Origin of the sequence: Vibrio sp. L3-7 (assembly GCF_963898195.1) — a bacterium.
Taxonomy (GTDB): Bacteria; Pseudomonadota; Gammaproteobacteria; order Enterobacterales; family Vibrionaceae; genus Vibrio; species Vibrio echinoideorum.
Genome location: NZ_CAWQUW010000009.1, coordinates 20,160 through 35,061, shown reverse-complemented (window position 1 = coordinate 35,061; position 14,902 = coordinate 20,160). Strand labels below are relative to the sequence as shown.

At 43.1% G+C, this 14,902-nt stretch carries 14 protein-coding genes; 7 read left to right on the top strand and 7 right to left on the bottom strand.

The window, feature by feature from the left end; all coding sequences use genetic code 11:
- The first annotated feature begins 285 nt into the window (after positions 1–285).
- On the top strand, positions 286–456 hold the full coding sequence (locus AACW75_RS08660) for a hypothetical protein (RefSeq protein WP_186437208.1): 171 nt from the start codon (positions 286–288) through the stop codon (positions 454–456).
- A gap of 248 nt (positions 457–704) precedes the next feature.
- Entirely contained in the window at positions 705–2,144 is a 1,440-nt protein-coding gene (nhaD, locus tag AACW75_RS08655) for a sodium:proton antiporter NhaD (RefSeq protein WP_145571349.1), read from the top strand.
- Here the strand turns inward: nhaD and AACW75_RS08650 are convergent.
- The 3 genes from AACW75_RS08650 to AACW75_RS08640 form a co-directional block, all read right to left on the bottom strand.
- The gene (locus AACW75_RS08650; RefSeq protein WP_145571347.1) at positions 2,141–2,527 is read right to left on the bottom strand and encodes a hypothetical protein; all 387 of its coding nucleotides are present in this window, start codon (positions 2,525–2,527) and stop codon (positions 2,141–2,143) included. The genes nhaD and AACW75_RS08650 overlap by 4 nt on opposite strands.
- Before the next feature lie 255 nt (positions 2,528–2,782).
- On the bottom strand, positions 2,783–3,265 hold the full coding sequence (locus AACW75_RS08645; RefSeq protein ID WP_017075525.1) for a methylated-DNA--[protein]-cysteine S-methyltransferase: 483 nt from the start codon (positions 3,263–3,265) through the stop codon (positions 2,783–2,785).
- Between the two features lie 46 nt (positions 3,266–3,311).
- A complete protein-coding gene (locus AACW75_RS08640; RefSeq protein ID WP_145571345.1) occupies positions 3,312–4,796 on the bottom strand; it encodes a DNA-3-methyladenine glycosylase 2 family protein in 1,485 nt (494 codons plus the stop codon).
- 236 nt (positions 4,797–5,032) lie between these two features.
- Between AACW75_RS08640 and AACW75_RS08635 the strand changes: the two genes are divergently transcribed.
- Complete coding sequence (locus AACW75_RS08635; RefSeq protein ID WP_017075527.1) at positions 5,033–5,236, top strand: hypothetical protein; 204 nt, start codon at positions 5,033–5,035, stop codon at positions 5,234–5,236.
- 201 nt (positions 5,237–5,437) lie between these two features.
- Here the strand turns inward: AACW75_RS08635 and AACW75_RS08630 are convergent, their stop codons facing one another.
- Complete coding sequence (locus tag AACW75_RS08630) at positions 5,438–6,331, bottom strand: LysR family transcriptional regulator (protein WP_029225120.1); 894 nt, start codon at positions 6,329–6,331, stop codon at positions 5,438–5,440.
- Between the two features lie 154 nt (positions 6,332–6,485).
- Here AACW75_RS08630 and AACW75_RS08625 point away from each other — a divergent pair, with 154 nt between their 5' ends.
- Entirely contained in the window at positions 6,486–6,839 is a 354-nt protein-coding gene (locus tag AACW75_RS08625; protein ID WP_017075529.1) for a DUF413 domain-containing protein, read from the top strand.
- 531 nt (positions 6,840–7,370) lie between these two features.
- Positions 7,371–8,171 (top strand): glucosamine-6-phosphate deaminase, encoded by an 801-nt coding sequence (nagB, locus tag AACW75_RS08620; protein WP_017075530.1) that lies wholly within the window; start codon positions 7,371–7,373, stop codon positions 8,169–8,171.
- A gap of 300 nt (positions 8,172–8,471) precedes the next feature.
- Here the strand turns inward: nagB and AACW75_RS08615 are convergent, their stop codons facing one another.
- The 3 genes from AACW75_RS08615 to AACW75_RS08605 form a co-directional block, all read right to left on the bottom strand.
- Positions 8,472–9,008 carry an MltR family transcriptional regulator gene (locus tag AACW75_RS08615; RefSeq protein ID WP_200909002.1) on the bottom strand — a complete coding sequence of 179 codons (537 nt, stop codon included), beginning with the start codon at positions 9,006–9,008 and terminating at the stop codon, positions 8,472–8,474.
- Positions 9,009–9,058: 50 nt separating this feature from the next.
- On the bottom strand, positions 9,059–10,207 hold the full coding sequence (locus AACW75_RS08610) for a mannitol-1-phosphate 5-dehydrogenase (protein ID WP_017075531.1): 1,149 nt from the start codon (positions 10,205–10,207) through the stop codon (positions 9,059–9,061).
- Between the two features lie 190 nt (positions 10,208–10,397).
- Positions 10,398–12,284, bottom strand: a complete 1,887-nt coding sequence (locus tag AACW75_RS08605; protein ID WP_054546108.1) for a PTS mannitol transporter subunit IICBA — start codon at positions 12,282–12,284, stop codon at positions 10,398–10,400.
- A 571-nt stretch (positions 12,285–12,855) separates the two neighbouring features.
- Between AACW75_RS08605 and AACW75_RS08600 the strand changes: the two genes are divergently transcribed.
- Together AACW75_RS08600 and AACW75_RS08595 are read left to right on the top strand one after the other, a co-directional pair.
- Positions 12,856–13,722 carry a hypothetical protein gene (locus tag AACW75_RS08600; RefSeq protein WP_017075533.1) on the top strand — a complete coding sequence of 289 codons (867 nt, stop codon included), beginning with the start codon at positions 12,856–12,858 and terminating at the stop codon, positions 13,720–13,722.
- Between the two features lie 313 nt (positions 13,723–14,035).
- Positions 14,036–14,692 (top strand): NAD(P)H-dependent oxidoreductase, encoded by a 657-nt coding sequence (locus AACW75_RS08595; protein WP_017075534.1) that lies wholly within the window; start codon positions 14,036–14,038, stop codon positions 14,690–14,692.
- Positions 14,693–14,902 lie beyond the last annotated feature (210 nt).

Here is a 14,902-nt window from a genome sequence, read left to right as displayed (position 1 = left end):
ATCAGGCTTGAAGAGAAAAACCTTCATGCAAGCTGATCTCTGATAATTACGTAAGAGATCTCTTACATAGCTTGCAGCACACAGTTTTAATTCAATTATAATACAAACACTTAAATTGCGATTTTTCTTCCAAAAATGTAAACGTTTACCTTTCATTGGTTGAGTTTTGAGCTGAGCTCAAACGATGAGCCATTTTATAAAGGATTTGAGCTCAATTCGAAATTCCAGCCAATAGAGGTGCTATAGACTTCGCGCAGCCAATATAGAAGGAAAACGGTGATTACGATGGAAATGAAAACACTTAAATATCAAGTAATGGGCAAGGGCTCATGGATCACAGTAACGGTATCTCGCGCAGTAGCGGACCAACTTGCGATGGAATACCAATCCTATGGCTGGCCTGTTGAAATATGTGCCGCAGAACAAACAATGACGTTTGATCGTAATGCGGCATGATGTTGGCAGTTTAGGGAAAGCTCTATCGGCAATAAGCCCGGTAGAGCTTTATCCTTAGTCTAAGGCTTTTAACCAATTTGATGCTTTCACTTCATATTAATGCTTTCGCCCAGTTAAATATTTTCAGTACCGTCTATTGTTTTCACTATAATCTATTGAATTATTAAGATATCTATCACACCCCACCTAGATTTTTAGGTCTACGCTTTTACCCGTGTTAATGACTTATTAACTTTGGAGCGTAATCCATGTTAGGTATCCAGCTTTCTGCTGTTCTCTCTTTATTATTTTTTTCTACGGTAGCAGGCGCTGCCACTTCTCAGTTGGGAGAGCCGCTCAAGCTAACCAGTTCATTTGCTGGCTACTTATCGCTGACCATTTTCGTTGTCGCCTACATCGTGGTGATGATGGAAGAATACCTAAAACTCCGAAAATCCAAGCCCGTTCTACTTGCGGCGGGCCTGATCTGGATAATCATTGGTTTTACCTACCAAGAACACAACCTTGTTGAAGTCGCCAAACAAGCGCTCGAACACAACCTTTTGGAATACGCCGAGCTATTACTCTTTCTACTCGTCGCCATGACATACATTAGTGCCATGGAAGAGAGAAGACTGTTTGATGCGCTGCAAGCGTGGATGGTAGGCAAAGGCTTTAATTTCCGTTCTCTGTTCTGGATTACCGGTATTCTGGCCTTCTTCATTTCCCCTATTGCCGATAACCTCACCACCGCCCTATTAATGTGTGCAGTGGTTCTTAAAGTCGCAGGGTCCAACCCTAAATTTGTCAATCTCGCGTGTGTGAACATTGTCATAGCAGCCAATGCTGGCGGCGCATTTAGTCCATTCGGCGACATCACAACGCTGATGGTATGGCAGGCTGGCCATGTCAGCTTTACCGAGTTCATTCCTCTATTTATTCCTTCAGTGATGAACTACCTTGTTCCAGCCCTGATCATGTCTTACTTTGTTCCGACGACTCAACCTGACACGGTTCATCAGCTCATAGAATTAAAGCGTGGAGCAAGACGAATCGTATTCTTGTTCATCATGACAATAGCGACCGCGGTTGCTTTCCACGCCGTACTCCACTTCCCTCCTGTGATGGGCATGATGATGGGGCTCGCCTACCTTCAGTTCTTTGGTTATTACTTACGTAAGACTTTACCCAACTCACTCGCGAAGAAAAAAGCGGTGGCGATCGCCAATAACGATGAAGGCGCCCTGAAACGACTCGGTTCTGTTGTGCCATTCGATGTATTTCGAAGAGTGTCGCATGCCGAATGGGACACGTTGCTGTTCTTCTACGGCGTCGTAATGTGTGTCGGTGGCTTGAGTTTACTTGGATACTTGGAATTAGCCTCGGGCGTGATGTATAGCCAATGGGATCCAATTTGGGCCAACGTCATGGTGGGGATCTTATCGGCTATTGTCGATAACATTCCGGTGATGTTTGCCGTGTTATCCATGGAACCCCAAATGTCGATGGGCAACTGGCTACTGATCACCTTAACCGCGGGCGTCGGGGGCAGCTTGTTGTCAATTGGTAGTGCAGCAGGCGTGGCTTTAATGGGTGCGGCGCATGGAAAATACACCTTCTTTGGACACTTAAAATGGATGCCAGTGATCATGATTGGTTATGTCGTCAGCATCGCCGCTCACCTATGGCTTAATGGTGATCTTTTCTAATAAGAGGAGTCACCCAAAGGCTTCTCAACCCTTGTCCAGACATTGCTTAGTTGCATCGCTGGACATCGGTTGCAGGTGAGCACCGCCCCCTCATGTTGAATTCGCATTACCAACCCCGGGTCAACTCGACTATTTGCGGAGTTTAACTTAATACTGATCAAGTCATCTTCGACATTATACGTACGGGTGACGGTATTGTTCGTTGTTTGATAAGTCACTTGTCCCGATTCAAACAGCAAATAGCTGTCATTATCAGCGTTCTCATACATGCCTTTGAACAAAACAAGTTGTGGTACTTCGAAGGGACGACTGGTGTCAGTTAAACAACCGGACAACAATAACGCGGCACAGCAACCGAAGATTAACGAATGACGACTATTCATTTGGGCATCCTTGCCTAGAGAACATAGTTAAATAATATGCAACCAAACAAGTATTTTCCAGAAAGCGCCAATTTTATTGCAAAGTCACTCTTTACGTCTCTAACCCTTTAATTCTTTAATTCTAAATCTATGAATCTATGAATCTATGAATCTATGAATAACATTAGTGCTCACTAACGATTTGTGCGCAATACATCGCAATACACTATCCAACCACTTTCGATAAAGCCCATCACCACTCTCTACAGAACCTATTTACTCTTGTTCTCGTCCTTCGATAACCAACAAGCGTTGCTTTCGTTCTACACCACCGGCATACCCGGTCAACTTGCCATTTTTACCGATTACACGGTGACATGGCACAATCACTGACACCGGATTTTTACCATTCGCTAGGCCAACCGCACGAACCGCTTTCGGGTTACCAATCGCATCAGCTAATTGTGCGTAGCTCCAGGTTTCACCGTATGGGATTGTCGTGAGAGCTTGCCAAACCGACTGCTGAAACGGAGTACCTTTTGCGGCAATCGGAACAGTAAATTGAATGGCTTCGCCAGAAAAATAGCGACTTAGCTGATCGATCGCCAGTCCAAAGACCGGAAAGCTATCATCTTGAACACCTAACTGTTCCGGCTTGGTGGTGTGTGTTTCAAACCAAAGGCCTAACAGACCTTCATCGTTAGCCTGTAAAGTAACGACACCTAACGGGCTTTCATAATAGGTAAAACGGTTAGTCATAATCTCTCCTAGCCTGGTACTGCAGATGTTTGCGGGTGCTCTTTCATTAAGACTGATTCCAGCAATGGAACGTGGCGTAACTTCCCCAAGGAGAAACACTCTCCACATTAATTGCAGGACGATGTTCAATGAACTTTTTCACGACCAAATCACCAACCAACAGATGATTAGGTTCACTTAACCCTCGCAGTAGCGCATATTGAATCGTCCAAGGCCCAATGCCTTTAAGGTCAATCCACTTAGAAGGATGTTCGGCTTCGTTGTCGACCATGTATTCGGCAAAACGCTTTAAGGTCTCTTTGCGGCTTCCTGGCATTCTTAAGAAGCTGACATCAGCCTCCGCTATCTGTTTAGGTGTTGGGAAGTAGGCTTTCTCTCGTGTACTCAAAGGCTCTTGTGAGCTTGGAAGCTCTTGCGAAACTGGAAGCCCTTGCGAATCAACAAGCTCTTGTGAATCAACCGGCTTTCGTAATTCAGAAGACCCTTGGGAATCAGAAAGCTCTCGCACCAACAAGTTGAGCTGACCAATCGCCGCCGTTACCGAAACTTGCTGTCCCAGAATCGCTCTCACGCCTGCCTCCCACGTATTCCAAACTCCAGGTATACGGATACCACTTTTTCCAACCAAATTTTTGTCGATCGTAGTAAAGAACTCTTCCACCTTAGCGATATCGACATCAAGGTCGAACATGCGTCGAATATTGGCGATTAGGCTTCTTAGCTGACTGATATCATCCAACTCAAACTCAATATCCAAGCAATGTTCTTTGGATAAGGTCGCCTTGAACCAACCTTTCGAACCATTCACATTCACTGTGCGCTGATAGTAGTCTTCACCGACATCCTCTAAACCTTCAATCATTCTTCGTCGATAGAAACTGAGCAAATGCTTCCAGTCTAACGGACCATGAAAAGCGAGTTGGATATGGTTGCAGAGGTTGCTGCTTGGCTTAGATCGTCGGATTTGACTTGGCGAAAGCTGCAACTCTTTTAGAAAGGCGTCATTGAAACGACGTGTGCTGTTAAATCCGCTCGCAAAGCCCACATCGGTAATGCTCATGCTGCTGTTATGCAGTAGCTGCTTAGCAAACATCAATTGGCTATATAAGCTGTATTGCTTAGGTGACACACCAATGTAGTTGTCAAACAAGGTTCGTAAATAGCGGTCTGAAATACCTAATCGAGTGGCAAGGTCGACGATTGACCCTGAGTTCAAAGCACCGTTGTCGATCAATTGCAGGGCACGTAAAAACGTTGTTTCGACGCCTTTCCACGCCGGAGAAAATGGTGCGCTGTCTGGGCGGCATCGTAAGCAAGGACGATACCCAGCCCTCAAAGCTTGTGCTTGATGAGAAAAATATTCGACATTTTCTTCTTTCGGTGGGCTAGCAGGACATATAGGACGACAAAAAATACCGGTTGTTTTTACCGCAGTAAAAAACATCCCGTCAAAGCGAGCATCTCGTGCATAACGAGCTAAGCTACACTGCTCATTGGTTAAGGTACTGTTGTGGTTGATATTTTTCAGCATGTCATACTCTTATTATTAACGGCAGCTCTTTTTCAAGTCATTAAAAGTTTACCGTGAACCGCCACTGCCGCTAGCCACTTTCGGAAATGAAGGTTAAATAAATCACAAAAACAGTTTTATTTTTATTCAATTCAGCTATTTTTAATGGGTAGAAGGCATTCTTCTACCAACGTCCAACGATAGGTACTTAGCACACTAAGATGCAGAGACCTGTTTAATAAAAAGGAAAAAAGGCTATGGTTCTTCACACGTGTCGTATTGTTTTATCAAACCAACAAGTTCTCACCAGTCAATCAGTCGAACAATCTCTCAGCTTTCTAGAAGACGAAGCGAGTAATGGGATTTCTAAGATTGAAATTGACGCTACCGATGGAAATCAAATCCATTCGTACATGTCTCGATCTCTTGAAGAGTCAATTGAGAATCTAATGAACTTATAGTGCCTTTAAACAAGGTAACACATACCAGGCTTACCCTATTTTATTTGGTTTAGAGCTTATTTTTGACTTGGAGACTATTTCTGATTTAAAAAAATAGGATTGTCTCGGATTTAAAATACAGTTATCTCTGGTTTCAAAACAAAAATGGCTCCTTAATAAGGAGCCATTTTTTATATTGTGCGAAACATCATGAACTTGAAACTAAGCCTCTGGAGCTTGTTCTGCCGCTTGTTGCAGCGTATACGCCGTGGATGGATCAATCTCGTTAACCAGTTGCTCAACCTGCATGATAGCGTCAACTGAGGTACTGCTTTTACGATAGCTCAAGTAAATTGGGCGATACCAGTCTTCAACCCCTTTCACTTTATGTAACTGACCCGAAACGATAAAAGGTTCAACCAGAGATACCGGTAGGTAAGCACTGCCACCTTTCTCTAAAATGAAATCGAGTGCGATACGGGCTGTCGATGTGCGTAAATACGGCGCTGGCACTTTAGGGTGACGTTCTGCATGCTCAGACCCAAAACGAGTCCCCCAATCCACATAAACATATTTATGTTGGAACACGGATTCCAAGTCATCTTGCTGTGTCGACACCAATACCAAAACCAGATCAGCGACTTTTTTGCAGTTCAACTCTTCCGCTTTGATTTGATCGAAAGCGAAAGCCATATCTAAGGTGCGCTCTAGCAAATTACGGTTAAGTTGCTCGCGCCCCATCACCTCGGCCATAAAGCCATAGCCACCAAAAGAATCGGTCACTACGCTCAAACAATTTTGCAAATATGCATCCCAAACATTCGGCGTGCCACCCAGTGTTAACTGCAAGGCTTTACCACTCTCCAACGACAACTCAAATTTGGCCTGCTGTAAGGTAGAAACCATCACTTCAGCATAACCAATCAAACGTTCACCGGAAGAGGTAAGCTTGATGTTATTGCGGTCACGAATGAAGAGCTGAGTATCAAAATAGCCTTCAAGCTGTTTGATACGGGCACTCACTGCTGCCTGTGTTAGATACAAATTTTCCGCTGCACGTCCAAAATGGCGCACCCTTGCAACCTCAAGAAAGGTTCTAAATACTTTCACATCCATCAAATACATCTCTGTAATAAATCTGCTAACTAGCCGATCTAAGATTGTTTATCGTAAAGGTAAAAACGTTTTGTTTTCTATTTTTGCCTTTTAACAATATTTTCGCGTGAACAATAAACACTAATTTCTATCTAACCACATTATTGAGGCTGATATGTCTGAGACCGAATTCCGACACGGAAAAAAACGTTTTTATGACACCATTAAATTCCCACGAGGGTTTGCTAAGTCGGGTGATTTTACTCTTTCAGAAGAGGAAATCCTAACCTTGTTTGGTGACACGATGTTCGCACTTGAAACTGGTGAACTCACACCAACCAATGCGGAAGAGAAGCACTTCATCAAAGTGTTGTCTCACCCTCATAAGGCTAAATCCAAGTTAGAGCGTGTTTGGTTGAAGTATATTCAACTTGCTCGTGGACGTCGTCGCTTTCATACCCTAAATGGCTGCAAGCGCGGTGAAGTGCCTAGGGAAGAATACGAACGAGAGTTAGTGTTAGAAGATTAGTAAAATTGCTCAAAGTGATACCTCATCGCTTTGGGCTTTTTTTCGACTTCAACACGCTTTAACTTCACAAGAATAAGTTTAGCTGACCTGCTTGCTTTTACCAACATTTATATAAAATTCATAGTGATAGCATAGACACTTCATTATTTCACATCAATTCAAGGGAAATTAAGCCCTTTCAGATTTACCACACCCCTCCCGACTTTTGTTCTATAACGATAGTCATCCATGACCATCGTTATTTCCCTAGCCTCAACTATACTCCTCCAAAGACTATAGACACTTCGAAGCACACTGACTTTTTCAGACGCTGAATTAAACCAATATTGCGGTATATGACAAACGTATTAATCTTGTTTAACGCCACCAAATATCCATACAATAATTGTGCAATTTTGAGTGATATAGTCACAAATACGACGAAAAAAACAAAAACTTGACCTAAAACAATAGCGGAACACGACAACTTATTTTATAATGCGAATTAATGTTTCAGAACACTATAAAATTTAATTTCTAGGGGCAAAATCAATGAGACTTATTCCATTAAGCAACAAAGCAAAAGTAGGTAAATGGGCTGCTCGTCACATCGCAGATTCTATCAACAAATTCGCTCCTACTGCTGAGCGTCCATTTGTACTAGGTCTTCCTACTGGTAGCACACCTCTAACTACTTACGCTGCGCTGATTGAACTACACAAAGCTGGCGAAGTAAGCTTCAAGCACGTTGTAACATTCAACATGGATGAGTACGTTGGTATCGACCCTAACCACCCAGAGTCTTACCGCACATTCATGCACGAGAACTTCTTCAACCACGTTGATATCCAAGCAGAAAACATCAACCTGCTAGACGGCAAAGCTGACGACATCGATGCTCACTGTGCAGCATACGAAGAGAAAATCCGTTCATACGGCAAAATCAACCTGTTCATGGGCGGCGTAGGCATCGACGGTCACATCGCATTCAATGAGCCAGGTTCTTCTCTATCTTCACGCACTCGTATCAAAACGTTGACTGAAGACACTCGTATCGCGAACTCTCGTTTCTTCGATGGCGACATCAACCAAGTTCCTAAATACGCACTAACTATCGGTGTTGCGACTCTTCTAGATTCTGAAGAAGTCATGATCCTTTCTCTAGGCCACAACAAAGCGCAAGCGCTTCAAATGGCTATCGAAGGTTCTGTAAACCACATGTGGACTGTTACTGCTCTACAGATGCACCGTAAAGCTATCATCGTTGCTGATGAGCCAGCTCAACAAGAGCTTAAAGTTAAGACTCTACGCTACTTCCAAGAGCTAGAAGCTGAGAACATCCAAGACCTATAATCCCCATAGTCTTGCATAGAAGGGCGTTAGTAATAGAAAAAGCGTCTCGAATAGAAGAGCGTTTGTAATAGACAATCGTCTTCAATAGAAAAAGCCACTGAATGTGGCTTTTTTTGTATCTGCTACTTTTGTATTTGATAAGCGGGGGAAAGTGTCGAGAGTTTTTGATAGACACAAAAACAACAAAGCGATTTCCCCAACGAGAGAAACCGCCATCATTTTAAGCTTTGGATTGAAACGAACGAACAGCTACAAGATATGTAGGATGTGAAACAAGATAAGCAGGACTGCAAACTAGAACTAAGAGCTCAGCGCGTTATCTCGGCATAAGGTCGTGATAATGTCAGTGATAGCCAAAACGATCGTCGACTTCACTTTCTGGTTATGTCGACCCAAAAACATTTGAAGCATTGGGCCCGACATGGTTTTCACCATCTCCGAGTCATATTCGATAGGCATTATGCGTTGAATCGCCTGCACCTTGTTGAGCTCAAATATAACGTCGACTTCGGTGAAGCTGGTGTCTTCACCTTGTATTTTCGCCCACTCTTTCAAGGTAACGAAAATCTCTAAATCATCGTAGAGCTCTTTACTGATCACACCAAGCCCTAATAGCAGCTTAGCGCGGATCATAATCTCGCCCAACGGCCCGCCACTGTTGAGAAGTGGTTCAACAACAAATTTAATTGCAGTGTCGTCTTTCTTGAAAATGTTTTTTAATACGGCATCTACCGTGTCGTCCAATGCATCGTAAGCCGCCATTAGACAGGCGCTAGCGCTCTCAGCTTCAGATAAGGCTTCGAGTAATTCAGTTTCGTGGCTAGTTTGTATTGGCATAACGGCTCGGCAATAAGAAAGTGCCACTGGTGTGGCACTTTGATGGTTTATCATTTCAATGCTAGATAAGCTTCTTCCGCTAGTTTAACAACTTCTGAGTCACTATTCAGCTCAGAATAATGCGCTAATGTCTCAGCGAACCCTTTTTCTGCAAACATTGCCTGAAGTTCAACCGCTTGCGGGTCATCTTCATTCTTGTAATGGAAAGCCGCTGCAATCGCTTTTACGAGATGAGCGTTTGGAAGACCATACTCCAATGTGCCGTTTAATGGCTTAACTAGGCGGTCTTGTGGACTCAGTTTACGGATTGGCTGACGGCCAACACGATCAACTTCGTCACGTAAAAATGGGTTTGCAAAACGACCAAGGATTTTTTGGATGTAGGCTGCGTGAGCTTCCGGATCAAAACCGTAACGCTTAATAAGCACAGCACCGCTTTCTTCCATTGTTGCCGTCACTTCAGCGCGGATTACGTCGTCTTCAATAGAATCTTTGATTGTCTCATGGCCAGCAAGAACACCAAGGTAAGCCGTTACTAAGTGACCAGTGTTAAGGGTAAACAGTTTACGCTCAACGAAAGCCATTAGGTTATCAGTGCATTCCATACCAGGGATGTTTGGAATCTCACCCTTAAATTGTGTTTGATCTACAATCCACTCGCTGAACGTTTCAACGGTCACAGCTAGAGGATCTGTTTCGCCCGCTTCTGCAGGTGGAACAATACGGTCAACCGCTGAATCAACAAAGCCAATGTGCTCTTCAGTGAACGCTTTCATTTCATCAGAAAGGTGCTCTAAAACTGCTGCTTTTAATTGGCTAGTACCGCGAACCATGTTTTCTGCCGCGATTACGTTCATTGGAGCTGTGTTACCTGCCGCAGCACGTTTTTCAATACCTTGAGCGATAGATTTAGAGATAATCTTAAGAACCGTTGGGCCTACCGCTGTTGTTACAAGATCAGACTCAGCAATGCAATCTACCACTGCATTTGTCGCCGAGTTCACTGCTGTTACGTTCTTCACGATCTCAACAACACACTCTTCACCAACAATCTTTACTGGGTACTCTTGACGCTCAATTAACGCATTAACAACCGTTTCATTTACGTCTGCAAACGTAACCTTCATACCAGCATCAGAAAGAAGCTTACCAATGAAACCACGACCGATATTACCTGCACCAAAATGTAACGCTTTCATAATTTTAGACCTTATAAATATTTGAATCTAGATAGCTAACCACTCAACAACATGCCTTGAAATCGTCGTTCTGAGCATTAAGCAGTAAGCTATTCAGACTGAATCTTTAAAACCGATAAAGAGTAAGACCGAAAATGAGGCCAGTGGGGGGACACCGGCCTCCTTCACTCAGGAGCTTGACTAGAGCGTATTAATTTCCGTTTAGAATACGTAGAACATCATCTGGGTTAGTTGTGTTCTGTAAGCATTCCACTGCTTCTTCGTCATCAAGTGAATTGGTAATAGCCATCAACACCATGTTGTGTTCATCGCCTTGTGCTGCAATACCGATAACCATCTTCGCGATATCATCTTCATCTTCACCCCACTGAATACCTTCAGGGTACTGACAGAAAACAATGCCGGTTTTTTGTACATATTGTTTTGCTTCGATTGTGCCGTGTGGTACCGCGATAGACTCGCCTAAGTAAGTAGACACAAGCTCTTCACGAGCAAACATACCGTCTACGTATTCAGGTGACACGTTGCCAAGTTTTACTAACTGGTCGCCAGCAAACTTGATAGCGTCTTCTTTCTGCGTAGCTTTAAGGCCAAGGAAGATACTGTCGTTAGTTAGTGCAAGTTTGTTGCCTTTCTGTGTAGGAGCGGCTGCAGTCACTGGCGCTTTCGCTTCGCCACTTTTTGCTTCTACAAGGTCTGCAACTAACTGGTCGTATACAGCACCATCTAAGAAGTTGTTAAGAGACATATGCATTGCACCTGGTACGGTTTTACGTGCACGGTCTGTTAGGTCTTTGTGTGTAATAACAATTTGCGAATCAGCTGGTAGATTGTTGATTGCGTAGTTGGTTACCACAATGTTCAGGCCTGCTGCTTCTACTTTTTTACGCAGTAGACCGGCACCCATTGCACTTGACCCCATACCCGCATCACACGCTACGTACACTGCTTCTACATCAGTTAGGTTCACGTTTGCCCCTGATGCCGCACCTTTAGAAGACGCTTTCATGTCTTTCATTTGCGCTGATGCTTTTTCTAGTGAATCTTCGTCGTCACCTTGAGCTGCAGTCTTAAGTAGGATTGAAGCTACGATGAAAGACACTGCGGTTGATGCGATAACAGAAAGAACAACACCAACGTAAGAGCCTTTTGGCGTCATCAATAGAACTGCAAAGATAGAACCTGGAGATGCTGGAGAGATAAGGCCAGAATCAAACATTACGTTAGTGAATACACCTGTCATACCACCTGCGATAACAGCAAGAATTAGACGTGGGTTCATTAGTACGTAAGGGAAGTAAATTTCGTGGATACCACCTAGGAAGTGGATGATAGATGCGCCAGCAGCAGACTGTTTCGCACTACCTTTACCAAATACCATATAAGCAAGTAGAAGACCAAAACCAGGACCTGGGTTCGCTTCAATTAGGAAGAAAATTGAACGACCAATTTCTTCAGATTGCTGGATACCTAATGGAGAAAAGATACCGTGGTTGATTGCGTTGTTTAGGAAAAGGATTTTCGCAGGTTCAACAAAGATAGAAGCTAAAGGAAGGGCACCAGCTTCAACCATCGCGTTAACACCAGCAGCAAGAGCACCAGACAGTACTTTAACTGCAGGACCAATCACAACGAATGCGATGATTGCGCAGATCATACCGATGATGCCAGCAGAGAAGTTGTTCACTAGCATTTCGAAACCACTCTTCACTTTACCGTGAACAGCTTCATCGAATTTCTTAATTGCGATACCACCTAGAGGGCCGACAATCATCGCTCCCATGAACATAGGGATATCAGTACCAACGATGACACCCATCGTTGTAATCGCGCCAACAACCGCACCACGGTCGCCGCCTACCATTTTACCACCAGTGTAACCAATCAATAGCGGTAGAAGGTATGTGATCATAGGACCAACCATTGATGCTAACGTTTCGTTAGGCCACCAACCTGTTGGGATAAATAGTGCTGTAATGAAACCCCACGCAATAAATGCGCCGATGTTTGGCATTACCATATTGGATAAGAAACGACCAAAGTTTTGAACCTTAATCTTAGCTTCTGGTGATAACATAGGTAGAACCCCGTAATGTATTGGTTGGTCAAATGACCGAAAGTGTTTACTCAAAAGTCGATTAAAATGTATCACAACATTTCTAAAATGCACCTCGCCCCATATTTCGTGACAAACATCACACACAAAAAACACTTTGGGGTTAACAAGGGCATTATGGATCACAAAAACAGCATGAATTTAAATTACAAAGCAAAATAAACGATAATAAATATCATTCAATGTGGATTTAGATCACACTTACTTTTGTAATACTTAAAAATAAATAGTGACTTAAATCACACTTAATAAAAAACAGTATCTAGAATCTATAAATACCGTACAAAGGAACGCCGTATCATGCTCAATCCATATGCATCAGTATGGTTCTAAGCTTATTTTATGTAATTTAATTACATAAATAGAACCTAATCAACATTCTTAAATAAGACATGGCACTCTATTAAAAACATAGACCAGTGATCTGCAGTTCGCATTAATAGATGTGATATGGTATTTATCTGTTCAAATGATGTTTCCTAAACTTCCCTTCAACACCAACCCTGCAGTCACTCTGCGATTTGAGAAAACTATGTCAGACAAGATTTCCACATCAGCACTTGCGAAACACAAAGGGATTGAACCTAAAACTCTGTTCAGCGATTTAAAAATTGCTGGCTATATAGTGCGCTCACAAGAACGTTGGGTGCTCACAGAGCGTGGAGAAAGCTTTGGTGGAGAGTATGTAGAACACAAAAAGTTTGGTGTCTTTATAGTATGGCCAGAAAAACTGCTCATCGACTTAGACTCATTCTCAGGAAAAACGCTAACCGCGACTCAGTTGGGTAGTGCCTTTCAGCTCAGTGCAAAGAAAATCAACTTATTGCTCAATGAGCTTGGCTGGATAAAGAAAGAAGAAGACGGCTGGCACGTCACCTCAACGGGACTGAAGGCCGGTGGTGAGCAGAGAGAAGATAAAGCGACTCAGAACTTATTCGTGGTGTGGCACGATTCGTTAGTCCGCAATAAACGATTAAAGCAATCTGTTGTCGAGTTTTTAGGACACGATGCTGAAAGCCATTCTACTGATGTATCGTTTTCTAGCTTTCGCCAGAAGTTTGAAGCGAAACACCGAACCTTAGATGGGCACTATGTTCGTTCAAAAGGAGAGCTGATCATAGATAACTGGCTTTATATGGCGGGAGTCGTTCATGCATACGAACGTCCACTACCGATATCCAAACAAGTGATTAGTGATTTTTATCTGCCAAGTGGCAAGGTGTACATCCAGTTTTGGGGAACCGATTCAGCTCCCATCGCTGAAGAAAAACGCATTGAAACGAGAGAAATATACGGTGAGCATGGCTTTAGCTTAATCGAACTGACACCGGAAGATATCCCGAACCTAGATAGCGTACTTCCACCATTATTGCGTCAACATGGCATAAAGGCGTACTAAGTCACTGATCTTAGCTTTCCACTGCACATCAAGATCACACTTAATCACTCATTATGGACATTAAATTCCATAGTGATTTGATGTGTTCGCTATTTTTCCCGAGCCAATCTTCTATTATCTTACACCCATCGACTTGAGCTACCGCAGATACTCGATTTATTGGGGCATGTTCGATAGCCATTTAAGTGTTCGGTCTTATAGAGACTTACTGTTCTTCTATAGATATACAGCCTAAATGCGTTATCCGTTTATTGTTGACGTTACCGAACATTAAACCCTACAACATTTATATTAATAGATATTAGGATTCAACATGACTCATCCAATCATTTCAGACCTAAACACTCGCTACACAGCTAAAAAATACGATGCAGAAAAACGCATCTCTGCGGAAGACATGGAAGTAATCAAAGAAGCACTTCGTTTGTCAGCTTCTTCTATCAACTCTCAGCCTTGGAAATTCATCATCATTGAGAGTGACGCAGCAAAACAACGCTTCCACAATACTTTCGAGAACATGTTCCAGTTTAACCAACCACATGCGAAAGAAGCGTCACATACGATCTTGTTTGCTCACGATCCTAAGTACACTAAAGAGAAATTCGCTAAGCGTGCTGACACAGAAGTAAGCTCTGGTCACCTACCCGCTGAAATGTACGAGCAGTTCTTGGGTGCTTACGCATTCGCAGAAATGAACACAGACGAAACGGGTTTTAACGGTAACTGGACTAAGTCTCAAGTTTACATCGCACTAGGTAACACACTGCACACACTAGCTCGTCTTGGCATCGCTTCAACACCTATGGAAGGCGTAGACGCAGCTCTGATAGGCGAAGAATTTGCTGACGAACTAGAAGGTCACGTTGTTGATGTAGCACTAGCTATCGGCTACCACAAAGACGGCGAAGACTATAACCACGGTAAACCAAAAGCACGTCTAGCGCTTGATGAAGTGGTTACAACACTGTAATAGCTCCAATGCATATGCATTATGTACTGATAGCTACAACGCTTTAATTTTTAAAACGCTTTTTCGTTTTACAAAAATATAGTTTTAACAGCACTTTAGACTGTTAAATTACACTGCCTTGTTTTGGCCAGACACTCGTCTGGCCTTTTTTATCTCTGCTACCGATTTTTCCCTATCACTTAGCCAAATTTGTAGAGATACTGTTTCAGC

Excerpts from the sequence above, each read along its gene's own strand:
- AACW75_RS08660 (WP_186437208.1), top strand. The coding sequence starts at position 286 with ATGGAAATGAAAACACTTAAATATCAAGTAATGGGCAAGGGCTCATGG.
- nhaD (WP_145571349.1), top strand. The coding sequence starts at position 705 with ATGTTAGGTATCCAGCTTTCTGCTGTTCTCTCTTTATTATTTTTTTCT.
- AACW75_RS08650 (WP_145571347.1), bottom strand. The coding sequence starts at position 2,527 with ATGAATAGTCGTCATTCGTTAATCTTCGGTTGCTGTGCCGCGTTATTG.
- AACW75_RS08645 (WP_017075525.1), bottom strand. The coding sequence starts at position 3,265 with ATGACTAACCGTTTTACCTATTATGAAAGCCCGTTAGGTGTCGTTACT.
- AACW75_RS08640 (WP_145571345.1), bottom strand. The coding sequence starts at position 4,796 with ATGCTGAAAAATATCAACCACAACAGTACCTTAACCAATGAGCAGTGT.
- AACW75_RS08635 (WP_017075527.1), top strand. The coding sequence starts at position 5,033 with ATGGTTCTTCACACGTGTCGTATTGTTTTATCAAACCAACAAGTTCTC.
- AACW75_RS08630 (WP_029225120.1), bottom strand. The coding sequence starts at position 6,331 with ATGGATGTGAAAGTATTTAGAACCTTTCTTGAGGTTGCAAGGGTGCGC.
- AACW75_RS08625 (WP_017075529.1), top strand. The coding sequence starts at position 6,486 with ATGTCTGAGACCGAATTCCGACACGGAAAAAAACGTTTTTATGACACC.
- nagB (WP_017075530.1), top strand. The coding sequence starts at position 7,371 with ATGAGACTTATTCCATTAAGCAACAAAGCAAAAGTAGGTAAATGGGCT.
- AACW75_RS08615 (WP_200909002.1), bottom strand. The coding sequence starts at position 9,008 with ATGCCAATACAAACTAGCCACGAAACTGAATTACTCGAAGCCTTATCT.
- AACW75_RS08610 (WP_017075531.1), bottom strand. The coding sequence starts at position 10,207 with ATGAAAGCGTTACATTTTGGTGCAGGTAATATCGGTCGTGGTTTCATT.
- AACW75_RS08605 (WP_054546108.1), bottom strand. The coding sequence starts at position 12,284 with ATGTTATCACCAGAAGCTAAGATTAAGGTTCAAAACTTTGGTCGTTTC.
- AACW75_RS08600 (WP_017075533.1), top strand. The coding sequence starts at position 12,856 with ATGTCAGACAAGATTTCCACATCAGCACTTGCGAAACACAAAGGGATT.
- AACW75_RS08595 (WP_017075534.1), top strand. The coding sequence starts at position 14,036 with ATGACTCATCCAATCATTTCAGACCTAAACACTCGCTACACAGCTAAA.